15 protein-coding genes and 1 tRNA gene are annotated in these 19,204 nt (G+C 60.0%); 3 read left to right on the forward strand and 13 right to left on the reverse strand.

The genetic code is table 11. The annotated features are described in order from the left end of the window. Positions 1-21: 21 nt before the first annotated feature. From pqqB to rpsU, 12 genes are all read right to left on the reverse strand, one after another. Complete coding sequence (gene pqqB, locus DXT77_RS10960; protein WP_119427633.1) at positions 22-933, reverse strand: pyrroloquinoline quinone biosynthesis protein PqqB; 912 nt, start codon at positions 931-933, stop codon at positions 22-24. Positions 934-1,014: 81 nt separating this feature from the next. Then, a complete protein-coding gene (pqqA, locus tag DXT77_RS10965) occupies positions 1,015-1,089 on the reverse strand; it encodes a pyrroloquinoline quinone precursor peptide PqqA (protein ID WP_003444522.1) in 75 nt (24 codons plus the stop codon). Between the two features lie 159 nt (positions 1,090-1,248). Beyond that, positions 1,249-3,675, reverse strand: coding sequence for a pyrroloquinoline quinone biosynthesis protein PqqF (gene pqqF / locus DXT77_RS10970; protein WP_119427634.1), 2,427 nt, complete (start codon positions 3,673-3,675; stop codon positions 1,249-1,251). A gap of 38 nt (positions 3,676-3,713) precedes the next feature. Beyond that, positions 3,714-4,508 carry a carbon-nitrogen hydrolase family protein gene (locus tag DXT77_RS10975; protein WP_119427635.1) on the reverse strand — a complete coding sequence of 265 codons (795 nt, stop codon included), beginning with the start codon at positions 4,506-4,508 and terminating at the stop codon, positions 3,714-3,716. 12 nt (positions 4,509-4,520) lie between these two features. Continuing rightward, complete coding sequence (locus DXT77_RS10980) at positions 4,521-6,203, reverse strand: NAD(P)/FAD-dependent oxidoreductase (protein WP_085709206.1); 1,683 nt, start codon at positions 6,201-6,203, stop codon at positions 4,521-4,523. A 146-nt stretch (positions 6,204-6,349) separates the two neighbouring features. Beyond that, positions 6,350-6,811, reverse strand: a complete 462-nt coding sequence (locus DXT77_RS10985) for an Lrp/AsnC family transcriptional regulator (protein WP_119427636.1) — start codon at positions 6,809-6,811, stop codon at positions 6,350-6,352. A gap of 308 nt (positions 6,812-7,119) precedes the next feature. Further along, positions 7,120-7,680, reverse strand: coding sequence for a PBECR2 nuclease fold domain-containing protein (locus DXT77_RS10990; RefSeq protein WP_119427637.1), 561 nt, complete (start codon positions 7,678-7,680; stop codon positions 7,120-7,122). A gap of 203 nt (positions 7,681-7,883) precedes the next feature. Continuing rightward, positions 7,884-7,960 (reverse strand) — tRNA-Ile (locus DXT77_RS10995). A 15-nt stretch (positions 7,961-7,975) separates the two neighbouring features. Next, entirely contained in the window at positions 7,976-11,722 is a 3,747-nt protein-coding gene (locus DXT77_RS11000; RefSeq protein WP_119427638.1) for a bifunctional diguanylate cyclase/phosphodiesterase, read from the reverse strand. Positions 11,723-11,848: 126 nt separating this feature from the next. After that, positions 11,849-13,696 (reverse strand): RNA polymerase sigma factor RpoD, encoded by a 1,848-nt coding sequence (gene rpoD / locus DXT77_RS11005; RefSeq protein ID WP_085709208.1) that lies wholly within the window; start codon positions 13,694-13,696, stop codon positions 11,849-11,851. A gap of 67 nt (positions 13,697-13,763) precedes the next feature. Next, a complete protein-coding gene (dnaG, locus tag DXT77_RS11010; protein WP_119427639.1) occupies positions 13,764-15,731 on the reverse strand; it encodes a DNA primase in 1,968 nt (655 codons plus the stop codon). 483 nt (positions 15,732-16,214) lie between these two features. Continuing rightward, the gene (rpsU, locus tag DXT77_RS11015) at positions 16,215-16,430 is read right to left on the reverse strand and encodes a 30S ribosomal protein S21 (protein WP_002551877.1); all 216 of its coding nucleotides are present in this window, start codon (positions 16,428-16,430) and stop codon (positions 16,215-16,217) included. 199 nt (positions 16,431-16,629) lie between these two features. Between rpsU and tsaD the strand changes: the two genes are divergently transcribed. Beyond that, on the forward strand, positions 16,630-17,655 hold the full coding sequence (gene tsaD / locus DXT77_RS11020) for a tRNA (adenosine(37)-N6)-threonylcarbamoyltransferase complex transferase subunit TsaD (RefSeq protein ID WP_039768071.1): 1,026 nt from the start codon (positions 16,630-16,632) through the stop codon (positions 17,653-17,655). A 23-nt stretch (positions 17,656-17,678) separates the two neighbouring features. On the opposite strand, the gene plsY is transcribed toward tsaD, so the two are convergent. Continuing rightward, positions 17,679-18,248: a glycerol-3-phosphate 1-O-acyltransferase PlsY gene (plsY, locus tag DXT77_RS11025; RefSeq protein WP_085709211.1), complete on the reverse strand. Its 570-nt coding sequence runs from the start codon at positions 18,246-18,248 to the stop codon at positions 17,679-17,681. A 74-nt stretch (positions 18,249-18,322) separates the two neighbouring features. Here plsY and folB point away from each other — a divergent pair, with 74 nt between their 5' ends. Beyond that, a complete protein-coding gene (gene folB, locus DXT77_RS11030; protein ID WP_016772885.1) occupies positions 18,323-18,679 on the forward strand; it encodes a dihydroneopterin aldolase in 357 nt (118 codons plus the stop codon). Further along, the gene (folK, locus tag DXT77_RS11035; protein WP_119427640.1) at positions 18,670-19,191 is read left to right on the forward strand and encodes a 2-amino-4-hydroxy-6-hydroxymethyldihydropteridine diphosphokinase; all 522 of its coding nucleotides are present in this window, start codon (positions 18,670-18,672) and stop codon (positions 19,189-19,191) included. Before folB ends, folK begins: the two co-directional genes overlap by 10 nt. Positions 19,192-19,204 lie beyond the last annotated feature (13 nt).

The raw sequence follows: 19,204 nt of genomic DNA on the forward strand, positions 1-19,204 counted from the left end.
TGCGGTTCTCCGGGCCATTCGTTACAGGACGATGCTCATGCCGTCATACGCCACTTCAACATTGCGTCGCGCCAGTTCTGCTCGCTCCGGGGAGTCTTCGTCGAGAATCGGGTTGGTGTTGTTGATGTGGATAAGTACCTTGCGCTGCTCGGGAAGCTGCTCCAGCACTTCGAGCATGCCGCCGGGGCCGTTCTGCGCCAGGTGACCCATTTCGCGACCGGTGCGGGTGCCGACGCCACGACGCTGCATTTCATCGTCGTCCCACATCGTTCCGTCCACCAGCACGCAGTCGCTGCCGGCCATGATTTCCAGCAACGGCGCATCGACTTTGCCCAGGCCCGGCGCGTAGAACAGTTTGCCGCCGGTGCTGAGGTCTTCGACGATCAAGCCGATGTTGTCGCCCGGATGCGGGTCGAAGCGGTGCGGCGAATAGGGCGGTGCGGCGCTGCGCAATGGCAGCGGGGTAAAGCGCAGGTTCGGGCACGCGGCGACGGTGAAGCTCTGGTCGAGCTCGATGCGGTTCCAGTCCAGCCCGCCGTTCCAGTGCTTGAGCATGGTGAACAGCGGGAAACCGGTGCTCAGGTCTTCGTGGACCATGTCCGTGCACCAGACCTGATGCGGGCAGCCTTCGCGCAGGCTGAGCAGGCCGGTGGTGTGGTCGATCTGGCTGTCCATCAGGATGATCGCGCTTATGCCGGTGTCACGCAGGGCACGGCCCGGTTGCATCGGGGCGAAGCTCTGGAGCTGCGCGCGGATATCCGGCGAGGCATTGCACAGCACCCAGTTCACACCATCATCGGAAATCGCGATGGACGATTGGGTGCGGGCCTGGGCATTCAGGCTGCCATCGCGAAAACCGGCGCAATTGACGCAGTTGCAATTCCACTGCGGAAAACCGCCACCGGCGGCCGAACCCAGAATCTGGACGAACATGAACGCTCCATCATTTCAACGCTGAAAATAAAACGCCCCGGCGAGCCGAGGCGTTGCACTGCAATTCTGACTAGGCAGAACTCAGCGGCTGGCGAAGTACATGGTGACTTCGAAGCCGATACGCAGGTCGGTGTAAGCAGGTTTGGTCCAGGCCATCGGGTGACTCCTTCTTCAGGTGGGTGAGATAGCGCTATCCATAGGTATAGTCCACGGCAGCGCTGAGATGTTCCAAATAGTTAGGTGGCTATGTTACTCAAAATTTCAGGGGGTTGGCCCGTGAATCTTTGAGAAAGCTCCTTGCAGCCCCGGTAATGATCATTTTGCCGCTTGCCATGGCGCGCCTGGCGCAGGGTCGCCGGACAGACCGTGCCAGCCGCCTTCGGCGCGGATCAGGCGTTGTATAGCGGCCAGTAATGCCGGGCGATCCAGTTGAGCGATGGCGCGGCGCAATTGCAGCAGATAATCCGACGAGTGGCCGGAAAGACGGGCTTGCCACAGGAGTTCGGCAGCGTCTTTGCCGGACAGGACGCTTTCATCGAACTGATCGGCAAGCGTCTGGCGTTGCTGGGCGAGGCTGGCGTCATCGAGTTGTTCGATAAGGGCTGGCAAGCCGTCGAGGAACTGTTGAATGTGCACGAGCAATTGAGCGGCGCTGGTCGTTGGCGATTGCACACCGAACAACAATCCGCTCCGGCCATGGATCTGGCGCAACCCGCTGAACACGGCATAACCCAGTTGCAGCTCGACTCGCAGGCGTTGGTAGAAAGGCGTCTGGCACAGGTGCGCGAGCAGACGCCACGCGGCTTCGTCAGCGATTTCATGACTGGCAGTCGGGCAGAACACCAGTAAGGCGTGTTCGCTGGAAGCACTTTCGATCTGGCGCCACAGGTAACCGGTGTTGATTGCCCACGGTGCGGAAATTTGATTGTCCGGTGCGCCGGGGATGCGACTCAGGGCCAGGCCCATGGCGGATTGGGTCTGTGGATTGAGGCCCAACGCCAGACCGTCCCAACGGGAAGTTGTCCACAGGTGCGTGGCGTCATCGGATTCGCCTACCACTGGCAGGCAGTGTTCGGGCAATGCCTTGAGCAGTTGGCGAATCGGTATCAACGGTGGTTGCGGCTCTTCCTTTACGGCGTTGGCGCCCACTTGTGTCAGAGATTTCAGCGCATGCTCCAGCACAGCGGGCAGCGTTTCCTGCAGACCGGTCACTTTCAGCAACCACTGATTACCCATGGTGCTGAACGACAACTCGACTCCGGCCTGATGTGCGTCGCCCGACACTTCCCCCAGACTGCGTTGCAGTTTCGCCTGCAGCTCGGCCGTGGCCACTGCTTCCGTTTGCCAGCGTACATACACCGCGCCTACGTCGCTGTTATCCGGCAGTGCCTGACTGAACTGCATCGGCGAGCGTTCACGGCGGCTGCGCGAGCGATCCTGAGCAAACGTGCGCAGACCCCGGTGAGCGCTGGTCTGGCCACGGATCAGGCCGGCGTTGGCCAGCGGTTCGGCTGTGCGCAGGAAGGGGTTGGCAGTTGGCAGATGCCAATGGGGGCTGAAGTTATCCACAGTGCCGATTTTCCCGAGAATCGCTTTGAGCGCTGCGACGGCCGATTCGGACAGGCCACTTTCGAATTGTTCACTGTCGAGTCGCGCCAATTGCAGTGCACCGCTGACTTGCTGCTGACGCTGAAGCAGTTCCGCGTATTCCGCACGCAATGCCGGCCAGTCCTGCTGCGCTGCGAAGAAGCTCAGCCAATCCAGAGAATGCGCTCTGATTACATCGAGTGACCCGGATGCCGCAGTGAGTTGAAGATGCAGCAAAGCTTGCCCGGCAAACTGATAGAGCAGACTCGCCTGCAACCCTTCCGCCAGACCCTGCTGCTGTAAATGCGCGAGCAACCCACCAGGTTTGGCGCTGTTCAGCCAGTGACAGAGAAAAGCCAGCGCTTGCGCCGACGACTCCGGCAGGTCCTCCAGCGCAAACAGCAGATTGCCGTGCCGCTCGCCGACCTGTTGATAACTTGTCTGTGGATTGTCCATCAAGCGAACGGATGCTGCCTGCTCAGTTTTATCCCCAGCCATCAGTGCGGCGGCAAACTGTTCGGCCAGCGCCCGCAGCTCTTCAATGTTCTGCGGTCCGACCAGGCTCAGTGTCATTTGTCCGGTTCGGTAAAACTGTTGATGGAAATCTTTCAGTGCTTGCTGAAAATCCGCTTGTTCTACCGGCAGGCTGTCGCGGTTCCCGGCATGGAAGCCGCGCAACGGATGCGCTGCTGACAGCTCTTCGAACAGCGCTTCTTTCTGCTGAGCCGCAGCATCCTTCGACCACGCGACAAACTCCGCCTGCAGCACTTCCCGTTCCCGCAACTGATCGTCCGGATTCATACGCGGCCGGGCGAGCATGTCTGACAGACGCTCCAGCCCGCCGCTGAAGGACGCTGGCGGCAACTCAAAGAAGAAATCGGTGGTTCGCTCGCGGGTGCTGGCATTCACCTGACCGCCGTGACCTTGCACGTAGGCCATCAGCCCTTGCTGTGCAGGAAAACGTTCAGTGCCGAGAAACAACAAGTGCTCAAGAAAATGCGCCAGTCCCGGCCACGCCAACGGCACATCATGACTACCGGCAGCCACCCGCAACGCGGCGGCGCTGCGCTTCAGGCCGGGCACGTGACGCAGGGTCACACGCAAGCCGTTGGCCAGGGTTTCGGAGTGGGGGCGGGGGTGAGTCGGCGCAGGCATGGGCACTTCCAGAACAGTGAAGTGCCAATGCTAGCGGATTAGCGCTTGTTGAGCGCGTCGTAAAGTTCGGGGCGGCGGTCGTTGAAGTAGCGGTTGGCGCTGCGGGAGTCGACCATCAACTGGCGATTGAGCTCACCGACGATCAAGGCTTCATCCAGTCCGGCCTGGGCGATGCGGCTGCCATCCGGCGCGGCAATGCTGCTTTGCCCGCAGTAATGGATGTCGCCTTCATGGCCGCAGTAGTTGGCGTAAGCCACGTAGCATTGGTTTTCAAAGGCGCGGGAGCGCACGGAAACATCGGCAATGAAATCGAAAGGAATCATGTTCGCTGTCGGCACCAGAATCAGCTCGGCACCTTCAAGGGCCAGGCGTCGCGCGTTTTCCGGGAACTCCAGGTCGTAGCAGATCAGGAAACCGAGCTTCCAGCCGTTGAGCTCGACGATGGGAAACTCGCCATCGCCAGGGCTGAACATTGAACGATCCAGATCGCCGAACAGATGCGTCTTGCGGTAATTGCACAGGCGCTCGCCGTTCGGATCGATCAACTGCACGGCGTTGTAGATCTGCCCTTCGGCGGTACGCTCTGGGTAACCGTAGAGAATCGCCAGGCCGGCAGCCTTGGCGATTCGTCCGACTTGCTGCGCCCACTCACCGTTGTAGACCTCGGCCAATGTCGCGACCGCTTCCTTGCCGATGTTGTAGCCGGTCAGGAACATCTCCGGCACCACCAGCAGATCGGCACCTTTGGCCTCCATCGCCAGTTGATGCAGGCGCTGGAGGTTGGCGGCCGGTTCCAGTGGCAGCGGTGGGCATTGGTAAAGGGCTACACGCATCGGGGATTCCTCTTACTCGGGCAGGGCGATCGGGCCGATGTCGTTGAACACATCACCCGGGCCGGGGTTCTCTTTATGTGTGGACCCGCCGAAGTGCTTCATGATTCCCCACACCGCGTTGAGCGACGTCTGTACCGCGCCCTCGACCCAGGCCGGCGTCCACGACACGTCGTCGCCGGCGATGAAAATCCCGCGCTGTTCCGGCGGCATGTCGTCCTGCATGAAGTGCGCGTACATGCGCTGGTTGTAGCGATAGTGGCCGGGCAGGGCGCCTTTGAACGCGCCGAGGAAATGCGGGTCGGCTTCCCACGACACGGTGATCGGATCGCCGATGATCCGTGCGGCGATATCGACTTTCGGGTAGATCTTCTTCAATGCGTCCAGCGCCAGTTTCACGCGTTTTTCCACCGGATGCGGGAGCATTTTCAGCGCATCGCTCATCCACGAGTACGACAGGCAGATCACGCCGGGCTTGTCGTCGCCGTTGTCGAACAGATAGGTGCCACGGGTCAGGCGATCGGTGAGGGTCATGCTCATCAGGTCGCGGCCGGTTTCCGGGTCCTTGTCCTTCCAGAATGGGCGGTCGACCATTACGAAGGTCTTCGACGATTGCATGTAGCGCGTGCGGTCCAGCGCCATCCACATTTTTTGCGAGAACAGGGTTTCGTCGCATTCGATCTGGGTGGTCAGCAGCCAGCTCTGGCAGGTGGTCAGTACGGCGGCGTATTCGCGGGTGTCGCCGTTGTTGTCGGTAACCGCGAAACGTCCGTCAGGCGCGTGGGCGATTTTCTTCACCCCGGAACGTGGCGCTCCATGGTGCAACGACTTGAGGCTGGTGCCTTGCGGCCAGTGTACGCAGCGCTCCGGCGCGTGGCGCCAGATGCCTTGTGGCACTTGTTCCACACCGCCGACCACCAGGTGCTGATGATCGTCGCAGTTGGTCATCACTACGCGGAAGATTTCCAGCATCGAGTTGGGGAAGTCCGAGTCCCAGCCGCCGGTGCCGAAACCGACCTGACCGAACACTTCGCGGTGATGGAACGACAGCTTGGCGAAGGCTTTTGACGTGGCAACGAAGTCGTAGAACGTGCGGTCGTCCCACAGTGGCACCAGGGTGTTCCACAGTTCCTTGAGGCGTGGCACATCGCGGTCGCGGATGGCTTGCTGGATGTCGGCGAACTGTGAGCCGGCCTCCAGAGCATCGGCCCAGGCGTCAGCCACTTCCTGGAACAGTGCAGGAAGATCCTTCAGGCTCTGTGCGTAATGGGTTTTGCCTTCCAGGTCGATCACGGTGCTGCCGGAGGCTGGCGTCAGCGGGTTGGGGAAGGGCTTGGTCTCAAGACCGAGTTTGTCGACGTAGTGATAGAACGCGGTGGAGGACACCGGGAAGCGCATGCCGCCGAGTTCGGCGACGATGCCGTCAGTGCCGTTGAATGCCTGGGAGCGCAGACGGCCGCCGAGCTTGGAGGCCTCATAAACGACGGGTTTCAGGCCAAGCTTCATCAGCTCGTAAGCGGCCACCAGACCTGCGATGCCAGCACCGACGATCGCCACTTCGGCGCCGTGGTTGTGCTCGGGAATGCTGCCCAGACCGGCGGGGTGCTCGATCCAGTCGTCGAAGGCGAACGGAAAGTCCGGGCCGAAAATGGTGATCGGTTTTTTACCGTCTGCAGGATGGCGATTGTTCTTGTTCATGGCTGACCTTGCTGGCGACCCGACGCCGGATGCGCGTCTGAGTATAGGAAAAGATGCCAGCCATTCTAGGGAGCGTAGAACACGTTAATAAGACGCAAATTGTCGTCGATTTGAGTGTTGGTGCTGCAATATGACGATAAAATTGGTCAGACTGGATGCCCGCGATCAATCTTGCTGCTGAGGATGATCGAGGTCGTGGTCTTCTCGACGCCGTCTACGCTGCCGATCTGATCCAGCAATTGATCGAGCTGTTCCGGCGAATCGGCTCGCAGCCACGCCACATAATCGAATTCGCCACTCACCGCGCACAATTGCTGCACCTGGGCCATCGCACTCAACCGGCGCAACACCTCTTTGCCGGAGCGCGGCTGCACCTTGATCCCGACGTACGCCTGCAACCCGCCGTCCACCACGCGCTGACCCAGACGCACGCCATAGCCGGTGATGACTTTGGCCTTTTCCAGCCGCGCCAGTCGTGAAGTCACGGTCGTGCGGGCGATCCCCAATTGCCGGGCCAGCATCGCCACGCTTTCGCGGGCGTTGATTTGCAGTGCAGCGATCAGCTGGCGGTCGATTTCATCGAGCACGGGTGGGCGGATGTCGGGCAAGGGCAGGCTCCAGCGGTACGGATCAATGGGGCTGCATGTTACAGGCTCGTCGCGCGAGGCGCTTGTGAGTGCTGATTGAGCGGCTGAGGCCAGGCAGTCGCCGGGCCGCGGGATTTTACTGAAACAAAAGAACAGACAAATGATTTGACTTGCCTGCCGCCTTTATAAAAAATGGCCTCAAGAGCGCGAAATCTGCTGCCTTGCAGGGCTTCAGCAGACGTAGGTACCTCAGCGATGCTGCAACATCGGTGTAAGGTGAGACCTCTTCATCCCATTTCCTGAGGATGCAAATATCAGGATTCAAATACTCAAGGGGAGCCAACAGGCTCCCCTTTTTGTTTGTCCTGAAGAACGTACCTCTTGTAGAGAAGTTCGCCCTGGCGGTGCTTGTTCATTGCTCTTGCCGGGGCATGCATGAAGTTCCACAGGACGTGTCCGTGCCTGACATCCACCACGACGAGCATGTCATTCTTTGCCTCGTAGGCGTTAATGAAGGCCAGGCGGTATCCACCGTTGTCGTACAGGACTCTCCAAATCTCAAAAGGTCCCGTCAGCGTATCAATGGCATGTCGAACATAGCGCTCTCGTGAGTCAGCGCGTTTTTCGACGATGTGGGCGAGCTTGTCCCTCATGACCGCAACGTTTCCGATCGGGGTGAGGATAGTGACTGCCAGTAATGCCTCATCGATAAATCCGAAGTGAGCCAAGAGGATTCTGAGTGCTCCTTGCGCATCGTCTGCCCTTTTCACTTCCTCAATTGCGGCTGAGCGAAGCTCTCTGGTCAGTGTCCGCAGGTCGGGCAAAGCTAAGTCGATCCATGTTTGTTGGCCACCTGCTTCTTTGACCAGTGGCGCAGCACTCACGAGCATGAAAGTAATCCTTGGCGGGCAGCGGCGCCCGGAGATTACTCGCTCGGAGAAAAAGCCAACAAGGCTGAAAACTGAGTAAAAACACAGCTTGGGAAATAACCTACAGACCTTGCAGTAGTCTTCCGAACATTGCGCTTGTGAAGAACGTAAACGCCAAACGACAGGCGAAAAAAAGCCGCGCGAGTGCGCGGCTTTTTCATGTTTGGTGGGCCCACACGGACTTGAACCGTGGACCAAAGGATTATGAGTCCTCTGCTCTAACCAACTGAGCTATAGGCCCTCAGTAGGCCGCGGATTATAGCGACGGTTTCTCGGCTGTGCTATCCGAAAAATCTGATACGGCTATGCGAAGAAACGTCGCGGCGAATTCCTCGGGTGGCAGCGGCAGGCTGACGATGTAGCCCTGGATCTGCTCGCAGCCTTCGGCGGTGAGGAATTGTTGTTGGGCCTGGGTTTCCACGCCTTCGGCGATCACAGTGAATTGCATGCTGCGGCCCAGGGCGATGATGGCGCGGACAATCGCCGCGTCGTGGGGGTCGTCGGGCAGGCCACGGACGAAAGACTGGTCGATCTTGAGGATGTCCAGCGGCAGGCGTTTGAGGTAGCTCAGCGAGGAATAACCGGTGCCGAAGTCGTCGATGGCCAGTTGCACGCCAAGGTGTTTGAGCTGGTGCAACACGGCCAGCGCCTCTTCGGCCTGGCTCATGATGAAGTTTTCGGTAATTTCCAGTTGCAGTAAATCCGGCCTCAGGCGGTTGTCCTTGAGCAGTTGTTCGATGCGTCCCAGCAGGTTTGGCTGACGCAATTGTGCGCCGGCTAGGTTGACCGAGAGCGGGCCCAGGGATTCGTAGATCTGGCTCCACTCGAACATCTGCCGGCAGGCGGTTTCCAGCACCCAGTCGCCGATTTGCAGAATCATGCCGTTCTCTTCCGCCAGCGGTATGAAATGCTCTGGAGGTACCTCGCCGAAGGTCGGATGGCGCCAGCGGATCAGGGCTTCGGCCCCGACCAGGCTGTGATCGTCGAGGCTGATTTTCGGCTGGTAGTAGAGGTACAGCTCTTCGCGCTCGATGGCCCGGCGCAGTTCGTGCTCCAGCGCCACCCGTTCGCTGGCCTGGGCGGTGAGGTCGCGGGTGTAGCTTTCGACACGGTTGCGGCCCTTGGCCTTGGAGCGGTACATCGCCGCGTCGGCGTTCTTGATCAGAGTAGCGACGTCGCAGCCGTCACGGGGATAGAGGCTGGTGCCGATGCTGGCGCTGATGAAAAACTCGTGCTCGCCGGCCTGGAACGGCGCGCCGAAGCAATTCAGCAGTTTGGTGGCGATGTTGTCGGCATCACCGGCCTGTTGCAGCCCCGGCAGCAGGATGATGAATTCGTCTCCGCCCAGCCTTGCAACGGTGTCGATATCGCGCAGTTGCTCTTTGAGGCGCACGGCGATGCCCTTGAGCAGCAAATCGCCAACTGGGTGGCCGAGGCTGTCGTTGATGTGTTTGAAGCGATCGAGGTCGAGGAACAGCACCGCGCCCAGTCCGCCGTTCTCTTGCTGGCCGTTCAATGCCGTCAGCAGGCGGCTTTCGAACAGCGTGCGGTTTGGCAGACCGGTCAGTGGATCATGGTGAGCCTGGTAATCGAGTTTGGCCTGGGCGTGCTTGAGGCTGGAGATATCGGCAAACACCGCGACGAAGTGAGTGATGAACCGGTCGCGGTTGCGCACGGCACTGATGGTCAGCCAGCTCGGATACAGCTCGCCATTCTTGCGCCGGTTGGAAATCTCGCCCTGCCAGTGGCCTTCGTCAGTCAATTGATGCCACATCGCCGCATAGAACGCGCTGTCGTGCAGCCCGGAAGCCAGCAGGCGCGGGGTATGACCGAGCGCTTCGCTTTCGCTGTAACCGGTGATTTCGGTAAAGGCGCGGTTTACGGCACTGATGTGCTGTTGCGTATCGGTGATCAAGACGCCTTCGGCAGTGCTTTCGAACACTGTGGCGGCCTGTTGCAGTTTTTCCTGCATCAGGTGGCGTTCAGTGATGTCCCGAGCGATGGTCAGCATGCAGTCGTCTTCGCCGATTGGCAACGGACGGCTGGACACTTCGCAGAGGCGGATTTGCCCGTCGCTGCGGCGGATGTGGCAGGTGAAGTCACGAACGAAACCGTCACGGTGCAGCAGGTCGAGCATCTGTTTGCGTTCGTTGAGGTTGACCCAGATCCCCAGATCCAGTGCCGAACGGTCCACCGACATGGCGCTGTTGAAACCGGTGATGCGGCTGAAACCTTCGTTGACCTCCAGCAGCAGGCCATCGCTCTGACGCGACAGCAACAGGCCGTCCGGCGAGGCGTGGAAGGCCTTGGCGAACTTCTCTTCGGAGGTTTGCAGTTGCTGTTGGGTTTCCTTGAGCTGGGTAATGTCGCGCACTACCACGACCAGCGCCGGTGTGGTGTCGAGTTCGAACGGTTCGGCGGAAATCAGCCCGGTGAATACTTGCCCGTTGCTGCGACGAAAGGGCATCTCCAGGTTGCGAATGCTGCCGGCCTGCAAGCGTTGCAGCAGACCGGGGCCGACACCGGGAATGCCCCAGATATTGAGTTCGGTGGCAGTCTGGCCAATGACGTCTTCGGCTTTCAGCCCGATCTGTTCCTCAAAGGCTTCGTTGACCTCCAGCAGACAGCCGTCTGACAGCCGCGCAATCACCAGAATATCCGGGCATTGCTGGAACACCGAGGCGAACTTCTGCTCCGACAGGCGCAGGGCTTCTTCGGTACGCTTGGTTTCGCTGATGTCGATCATCAGGCCGCGCATCACCGGTTCGTGGCCGTGCTCGATCAGGCTGACGATGTCGCGCACCCACAGGCAACGGCCATCAGCGGTGATCACCCGGTAATCGAGGCTGTGATCGCGCCCAGCGAGGACTTCGTGATCGCAGAAACTCTGTGCGCGGGTCAGGTCGGCGGGGTGGATGATGTTGCGCCAGAAGCCCGGGATCAGCCAGTGCGACAGGGGGTAGCCGAGCAGATCCTCGGCGTGGGGCGATACGTAGCTGTAGGTGAAATCGCTGATCCGCGCTTCCCACGCAATGGCCGACAGGCTCTCCACCAGCCCGCGATAGTGGTATTCGCTGCTGCGCAGTTCCTGTTCGAGGTCGATGCGCCGGGCGATTTCCGAGCTCAAGCGGCGGTTGATGCGGATCACCACTGCCAGGATGATCACCAGCAATAGCAGGCCGGGTAATCCGTAAACCAGCAGATCCGACCAGAATGTCCGATGATCGAGGACGTTGCCCACCCAGTGTTCCTGGATGCTGCTGATCTGCTCCGGGGACATGTCGGCCAGGACCTTGTCCAGAATGCCCACCAGCATTTTGCTGTCGCGGGGAACCCCCATTGCCAGTTGATAGCGATAAGGGGTTTCGCCGCTGACATACAGCCCGTCGAGCTTGAGCTGGCGAAGGCTCCAGACACTGGAGGCGAGATCGCCGACCACCGCGTCCACTTCGTCGGTGGCCAAGGCCTGCAACGCCGAACTGACATTGGGCATGGCAACCAGATTCAGATCGGGATGATGGGTGCGCAACAGTTCATGGGGTGCATAGTTTTCGACGACCGCAATCTTCAACCCGTACAAATCCTCGATCTTGCGCGGTTGCGGGCCGCCGACATGGGCGAGGATGACGATCGGAAAATCCAGGTAAGGGCGGGTGAAGGCCAGGTAATTCTGGCGTTCCGGGGTGGACATGATGCCCGGCAGCAGATCGATCGTGCCGTTTTTGGCCTGTTCGAGCACGGCTGTCCAGCTCGAGGGTTCGATGGGCGTAAGTTTGATGGCCAGACGCTGGCGGATCACGTCGATATAGTCCGCCGCCAGGCCCTGATAGCGGTTCTGATCATCGCGAAACTCGAAGGGGGGCCACGATGCATCGACACCCAGGCGCAAGTCCGGGTGAGCCGCCAGCCAGCTACGTTCTTCGTCGGTCAGAGTCAGCGCGTCAGCCGTTGCGGTCCAGATCATCAGTGACAGCAAAAAAAGCACGGACGCCAGTCTGGGCATAACGGTCTCGTTATGGCTCGGGGGAATGTTTCGAGTGTAGACGGGCTGTGCGCGGGGGAGGGCGGTGCGAGGTATTTAATCTGCCCGATAAAACAAAACCCCCGGCCTGGGCCGGGGGTTCTGGTGTCACTCGTCGAGGAACGAACGCAGATGTTCGCTTCGCGTCGGGTGGCGCAGCTTGCGCAGCGCCTTGGCTTCGATCTGACGGATCCGCTCGCGGGTCACGTCAAACTGTTTGCCGACTTCTTCGAGCGTATGGTCGGTGTTCATGTCGATACCGAAACGCATCCGCAGTACCTTGGCTTCACGGGCAGTAAGACCGGACAGCACTTCGCGGGTCGCTTCTTTCAGGCTCTCGACAGTGGCGACATCGATTGGCGACTGCATGGTCGAGTCTTCGATGAAATCACCCAGATGAGAGTCTTCGTCATCACCGATCGGGGTTTCCATGGAGATCGGCTCCTTGGCGATCTTCAATACCTTGCGGATCTTGTCCTCAGGCATCTCCATGCGCTCACCCAGCTCTTCCGGGGTCGGTTCGCGACCCATTTCCTGCAGCATCTGCCGGGAAATGCGGTTGAGCTTGTTGATCGTCTCGATCATGTGCACCGGAATACGGATGGTGCGGGCCTGGTCGGCGATCGAGCGAGTGATCGCCTGACGGATCCACCAGGTGGCATAGGTCGAGAACTTGTAACCACGACGGTATTCGAACTTGTCCACCGCCTTCATCAGGCCGATGTTGCCTTCCTGGATCAGGTCGAGGAATTGCAGGCCACGGTTGGTGTACTTCTTGGCGATAGAGATCACCAGACGCAGGTTCGCTTCAACCATCTCTTTCTTCGCGCGGCGGGCTTTCGCCTCACCGATCGACATGCGACGGTTGATGTCCTTGATCTCGGCGATGGTCAGACCGGTCTCGGTTTCCAGTGCGGTCAGCTTCTGCTGGCAACGAATGATGTCCGGTTGCACGCGGCCGATGGCTTCGGCGTACTTGCTCTTGCCTTTGGCCAGGGCGTCGGACCAGCTTTCGTCGACTTCGTTGCCCGGGAACTGGCGCAGGAAATCGGCACGCGGCATACGTGCATCACGTACGCACAGCTGCATGATCGCGCGCTCTTGCTGACGCAGACGATCCAGGGCACTGCGAACACGCTCGACCAGGGCTTCGAATTGCTTCGGCACCAGTTTGATCGGCATGAACAGATCGGCCAGGGCCAGCAACTCGGCAACCGCTGCCTTGTTGTGACGACCGTGCTTTTTCAGGGCCTTGCGGGTGATTTCCATCTGGTCGGCCACGGCGCCGAAGCGCTGGGCAGCAATGACCGGATCCGGACCGCTTTCGGCTTCTTCTTCGTCATCGGAAGCTTCGGCGTCATCGTCCTCGGAATCGTCGTCCGCTTTCGCGGCTTTCGCGTCGATCGGCGGTGGCACTTCGGCAGCCGGCGGCGTAATGCCGTCATCCGGGTCGATGTAACCGCTCAGAACGTCGGACAGGCGACCGCCTTCGGTGGTGACCCGAGTGTACTCGGAGAGAATATGGTCAACCGTGCCGGGGAAGTGCGCGATTGCGCTCATCACCTCACGGATGCCCTCTTCGATACGCTTGGCGATTTCGATTTCGCCTTCACGAGTCAGAAGCTCGACCGTACCCATTTCACGCATGTACATGCGCACTGGGTCAGTGGTGCGACCGATATCGGTCTCGACCGCTGCCAACGCGGCGGCTGCTTCTTCCGCAGCGGCCTCGTCGGTATCGGCGTCGGCCAACATAAGGGCGTCCGCATCCGGAGCACTCTCGTGTACGGGGATCCCCATGTCGTTAATCATGCGGATGATGTCTTCCACCTGCTCCGGATCTGAAATATCCTCGGGCAGGTGGTCGTTGACCTCGGCGTAAGTCAGATACTTCTGCTCACGACCCAGTTTGATCAACTCAATAATACGAGACTGCTGTTGCGCTTTTCCGGACATAACACCCTATCCACTGAAGGTCTTGGCGGGCAAAAAACAAGCCGAGGATTATACCTGAGCTATGACCTCACGCGCCAGTTGAGGTCGGGTTTGATGCAGGAACATCCCGTTTGAGCAATTCGAGCAGCAAAGATTTTTCTTCGGTGCTCAGATCGCTTTGACGTGATTTCCTGAGAAGTTGTTCCAGCTTTCGCTCGCGCTGGCGGGCTGACAAGCTGGTTATGGTGTCGAAAAACTGTTGTTCAAGGTTTTCTCCGTTGATCAACCACTCCTTTTCTGCCAGGCGGGTCAGCAATCGACCTTGTTCGGTGCCATGCCATCGCGAGATCAACTGAAAAGAGTTTAGCTGAGGATTCTTTTGCACGGCTTCCAGTGAGGCCACCAGCAACTGAGTGTTGGTATTGTCTTCGTCCGCAAAGTGGCTGGCCGTCTCGACCTTCAGCGCCAGTTGCGGGTGATGGATCACCGTTCGCAGGGCGGCCATGATCGGTGGCTCGACAGGCGCCGGCACTCTCGGGGCGCGCGGTTGATCACGATCGCCGCCACGCTTGCCGTTCTTGTCCCAGGGTTTTTTGTCCCATTTCTTGCCGCCGGCACCGGGTTTCTTCGGCGTCCATTCCTGCTGCGGCACATACATGTCCTGTGCCTGCGGCTGATGGTAGTCGCTGAAGTCCGGCATTGCGTCGTAATCGAAGCCCGGATCGTAGGCGGGCGGCGCTTCCTGCGGTGCGCTCTGGGCCAGCTGACTGACGGTCTCGCTGCTCAGGCCGGTGATTTCGGTCAGGCGTTGACGCATCAGGATTCGCAGGTTGGCCCCTGGCACTTTGTCGATCAGCGGTGCGGCAAGCGTCGCCATGTGCGCCTTGCCTTCGAGCGAGCGAGGGTCGGCCTCTTCGGTCAGTTGCTGGAAGAAATAGTCTGCCAGTGGCTGTGCGTGCTGATTGATCCGTGCACGGAAGGCGTCGGTGCCTTCGGCGCGGATCAAGGTGTCCGGGTCTTCGCCTTCGGGCAGGAACAGGAAGCGTGCGCGGCGACCGTCCTGCAGGCTGCTCAGTGTCGCTTCCAGTGCACGCCACGCGGCGTTGCGGCCGGCCTGGTCGCCGTCGAAGCAGAACAATACGTTCGGCACGACGCGAAAAAGGCGCTTCAGATGCTCTTCGCTGGTGGCTGTGCCCAGGGTCGCGACGGCGTTTCGCAGGCCTTGCTGGGCCAGGGCGATCACGTCCATGTAGCCCTCGACGACGATGATTTCATCGAGGTTACGGTTGTTCTTGCGGGCTTCATAGAGGCCGTAGAGTTCCTGGCCTTTATGGAATACCGGGGTTTCCGGTGAGTTCAGGTATTTCGGCTTGTCGTCGCCGAGGACTCGACCGCCGAAGGCGATGATGCGCCCGCGGGTGTCGCGGATCGGAAACATCACGCGATCGCGGAAGCGGTCATAGCGCTTGCCGGTTTCAGCGTTCTCGATCAGCAGGCCGGCGTCGATCATGGCTTTCTGCTGCAGGGTGTCGCTGCTCAGGTGCTTGAACAGATTGTCCCAGCCTGGCGGGGCGAAGCCGAGGCCGAAGTCCCGGGCAATTTCACCCGTCAGTCCACGGCCCTTGAGGTAATCCACGGCAGCCTTGCGTGCCGGGTGGCTCTTGAGCGCCTGGCGGTAAAAGTCCGCAGCGGCAGTCAGCAGTGGATAAAGCGGCGAATCGGTCGGCTGTCGCGGTTTGTGCGAGCGGCCACCTTCTTCGCGCGGCACTTCCATGCCGGCGGCTTTGGCCAGATCCTCGACGGCCTGGGGGAAGTCCAGGTTATCGTGATCCATGAGAAAACCGAGCGCGTTACCGCCGGCGCCGCAACCGAAGCAGTAATAGAACTGCTTGTCGGGGCTCACGCTGAACGACGGGGTTTTCTCTTTATGGAACGGGCAGCAGGCGGTGTAGTTCTTGCCGGCCTTCTTCAGTTGCACGCGCGAGCTGACCACATCGACGATGTCGGTGCGGTTCAGCAGGTCGTCAATGAAGCTCTGGGGAATCAGCCCGGCCATGGCGTTCTCGTCGTCTGCGCTGTAATGAGTCCGATGCGATGGGCGGCCGGACGCGGGTCATGCTTGAAAGCGCACAAAGAGTGCGGCTCGACCGGTGTCGTCTGCGTAATCGCTGTCGGGAAGTGTATCTGCCGAAAATCCACTGACGTTAGTACCTATCAGTCTTCGACTTTATGAAAGTGTTGCGCTGAATCCGCTGACGGCCGGTTGAAGGCCTCGGATAGCTCATGAAGCGGGCACGCAAGCAGGTGCCTTGGGCTGATCGTCGTAAGAGGAATCAGTGGGTGTGCTCGTCAGTAGCCTTGAAAGGCTCGTCAGAAAAGACGTGCACCGCTGGCAAAAGAGCCAGGTCTGACGCGGTGAAGCGGGTTTGTCTCGGTCGCGTGTGCGGCTTCGACGGTGAAGCATCAAGCGTTTTACGCAAATGCCATTAGCCCGGCTGAGGGCCGGGCTTGGCAGAAGCTTGCTACGATCGTCTGTGTATTAGTACAGACGAACGGCGCGGCGCTGTTCGCGCTGAACTTTCTTGGCGTGACGCTTAACAGCGGCTGCTGCCTTGCGCTTACGCTCGGAAGTTGGCTTCTCGTAAAATTCGCGGCTACGAACTTCAGCCAGTACACCGGCTTTTTCGCAGGAGCGCTTGAAACGACGCAGAGCTACGTCGAAGGGTTCGTTCTCTTTAACTTTGACGGCTGGCATCCAGAGCTACCTTCATTCATTACCGGGGTCAACATCCTCGCGGCAAAAGAGCACTTGAAGACGTCGGTTTTTAAGGGTTGCGGATGTTAACCCCTCAACGCTCGGAATGCAAAGCCTCTGATCGAAAACCGCTGGTCGGAGCATCCAGTGGCGACTATTATGCGCGCCTTCGAATTCAGCCTAAACAAGGCGCAAACCCATGCTAGTACTGGGATTAGAAACTTCCTGCGACGAAACCGGCGTCGCTTTATACGACAGCGAGCGCGGCCTGCTGGCCGACGCACTGTTCAGCCAGATCGACCTGCACCGCGTCTACGGCGGTGTGGTGCCGGAGCTTGCCTCCCGCGATCACGTCAAGCGCATGCTGCCCTTGATCCGTCAGGTGCTGGCCGAGGCCGACTGCGTACCGACCGAGATCGACGCCATCGCCTACACCGCCGGTCCTGGCCTGGTCGGCGCTTTGCTGGTGGGCGCTTCGTGCGCCCAGGCGCTGGCCTTTGCCTGGGGCATTCCGGCCCTCGGTGTGCATCACATGGAAGGTCACTTGCTGGCGCCGATGCTGGAGCCAAAACCGCCGGAGTTTCCGTTCGTCGCTTTGTTGGTCTCCGGTGGTCATACGCAGCTGGTTCAGGTTGATGGCATCGGCCAATACAGCCTGCTCGGCGAAACCCTCGATGACGCGGCAGGCGAAGCTTTCGACAAGACCGCGAAGATGATGGGCCTCAATTATCCGGGCGGGCCGGAAATCGCCAAGCTGGCAGAGAAGGGTGTCGCAGGACGTTTCACCTTCCCGCGTCCGATGTGCGATCGTCCGGGCCTGGATTTCAGCTTCAGCGGCTTGAAGACTTTCGCCCTCAACACCTGGCAGCAGTGCGTCAGCGCCGGGGACGACAGCGAGCAAGCCCGTTGCGACATCGCGCTGGCGTTCCAGCAGGCCGTGGTGGAGACTTTGACCATCAAGTGCAAGCGTGCGTTGAAGCAGGCTGGTATGAAGCGTCTGGTGATCGCCGGTGGTGTCAGCGCCAACAAGGCATTGCGGGTTTCGCTGGAGAAAATGCTCGGCGACATGAAGGGCGATGTGTTCTACGCCCGTCCCGAGTTCTGCACCGACAACGGCGCGATGATTGCGTTTGCCGGTTGTCAGCGTCTGCAGGCCGGTCAGCAGGAAAGCCTGGCGATCAGCGTGCAGGCACGCTGGCCGATGGAGCAGTTGTCGGCGTTGTGATGAGCGACGCTTACGTACGGTATTTAAAAATGCCGTTCGCGCCCGGCAAACAGGTCGCGTAGATTGCCCCGGTGGCGCCAGACGATCAGCAGCGTGAGCGTGCTCATCGGCAACAGCGCTTCCGGTTCCTGCCAGGCCAGCAATGGCAGGGTCAGGGGCGTGGCAATCAATGCTGCCAGCGAGCTGGTGCGGGTCAGGTAGAACGTCAGCAGCCAGGCGCACACGGCCAGCAGCGCGGCGGGTGGATACAGACCCAGCAGCATGCCGGCCGCCGTGGCGACGCCTTTGCCGCCGCGGAAACGGAAGTACAGCGGGAACAGGTGACCGATCACGGCGCAGACGCCGATCCACGCCTGATCCTGCAGCGACAGGCCTGCCGCCGAGGCGATCAGCACCGGCAGCAGGCCTTTGCACAGATCACCCAGCAGGGTCAGGATCGCGAGTTTGCGACCGGCCAGGCGCAGCATGTTGGTGGCACCGGCATTACCCGAGCCACTCATTCGCGGATCCGGATTCCCGGTCAGGCGGCTGAGCAAAATGGCGAAGGACAGCGAGCCGAGCAGGTAGGCGAGGATCGCCAGTAACCAAAACATGCTAACTATTCCGGGCGAGGACGCCCTGATTCTAACGGCGCATTGCGCCCTTGTCGTGCAGCGGAGAAAAGTGCTTGGACAGAGTGTTTATCGAGGGCCTGGAAGTCGACACCGTGATCGGTGCCTACGACTGGGAGCGCGGCATCCGACAGTGCCTGCGTCTTGATCTGAGCTTCGCCTGGGACAATCGCCCGGCCGCCGCCGGTGACGACCTGACCCTGGCACTCGATTACGCCAGTGTTTCCACGCGGATCCAGGCCTTTGCCGAGCAGGCACAGTTCCAGCTGGTCGAGACCTTCGCCGAGCGTCTGGTCGAAGTGCTGATGGCCGAATTCAAGATCACCTGGGTGCGCCTGAAGCTGACCAAGCCCGGCGCGGTTCCGGCCGCCAAGGGTGGTGTCGGTGTGGAGATCGAGCGCGGATGTCGCTGACTCAGGTCTACCTCGGGCTCGGTAGCAATATCGAGCGCGAAACTCATTTGCGAGCCGGTCTGGATGCCTTGGCCGGTTTTCTGGTGAATATCCGCTGCTCGGCGGTTTTCGAAAGCCAGCCGGTGGGGATCAAGAGCGGGCCTTTCTACAACTTCGTGGTGTCGGCCTACACCGATCTGCCGCTGATGGAGCTGGATCGACGGCTGAAATTCATCGAGGCGGATAACGGTCGTTATGCCCCGGATCGCAAGGGGCTGCCGCTGGATATCGACGTCTTGCTGTACGGCGAGCTGGCAGGCAATTTCGACGGGCTGATCCTGCCCCGGGCCGAGATTCTGAAAAATGCCTTCGTGTTGTGGCCGTTGTCGTTGATTGCGCCGGATCGGGTGCATCCAGGTGTGGGAAAAAGCTTTGCCACGCTGTGGTCCGAGGCGCAGATCGATCAGGTGTTGGCACCAGTCGGATTTGAATGGCGCGGGATTCAGCTCACGCCTTCAGATCTATTGAAGTGACTGACGCCATCGC

It is taken from the genome of Pseudomonas sp. 91RF, assembly GCF_003576265.1.
Classification (GTDB): Bacteria; Pseudomonadota; Gammaproteobacteria; order Pseudomonadales; family Pseudomonadaceae; genus Aquipseudomonas; species Aquipseudomonas kribbensis.

Bases quoted from the DNA above. Each gene is read 5' to 3' on its own strand.
- tsaD (WP_039768071.1), top strand. From the start codon at position 16,630: ATGCTAGTACTGGGATTAGAAACTTCCTGCGACGAAACCGGCGTCGCT.
- pqqF (WP_119427634.1), bottom strand. From the start codon at position 3,675: ATGCCTGCGCCGACTCACCCCCGCCCCCACTCCGAAACCCTGGCCAAC.
- DXT77_RS10990 (WP_119427637.1), bottom strand. From the start codon at position 7,680: ATGCTCGTGAGTGCTGCGCCACTGGTCAAAGAAGCAGGTGGCCAACAA.
- dnaG (WP_119427639.1), bottom strand. From the start codon at position 15,731: ATGGCCGGGCTGATTCCCCAGAGCTTCATTGACGACCTGCTGAACCGC.
- rpoD (WP_085709208.1), bottom strand. From the start codon at position 13,696: ATGTCCGGAAAAGCGCAACAGCAGTCTCGTATTATTGAGTTGATCAAA.
- DXT77_RS10975 (WP_119427635.1), bottom strand. From the start codon at position 4,508: ATGCGTGTAGCCCTTTACCAATGCCCACCGCTGCCACTGGAACCGGCC.
- DXT77_RS11000 (WP_119427638.1), bottom strand. From the start codon at position 11,722: ATGCCCAGACTGGCGTCCGTGCTTTTTTTGCTGTCACTGATGATCTGG.
- pqqB (WP_119427633.1), bottom strand. From the start codon at position 933: ATGTTCGTCCAGATTCTGGGTTCGGCCGCCGGTGGCGGTTTTCCGCAG.
- DXT77_RS10980 (WP_085709206.1), bottom strand. From the start codon at position 6,203: ATGAACAAGAACAATCGCCATCCTGCAGACGGTAAAAAACCGATCACC.
- rpsU (WP_002551877.1), bottom strand. From the start codon at position 16,430: ATGCCAGCCGTCAAAGTTAAAGAGAACGAACCCTTCGACGTAGCTCTG.
- plsY (WP_085709211.1), bottom strand. From the start codon at position 18,248: ATGTTTTGGTTACTGGCGATCCTCGCCTACCTGCTCGGCTCGCTGTCC.
- folK (WP_119427640.1), top strand. From the start codon at position 18,670: ATGTCGCTGACTCAGGTCTACCTCGGGCTCGGTAGCAATATCGAGCGC.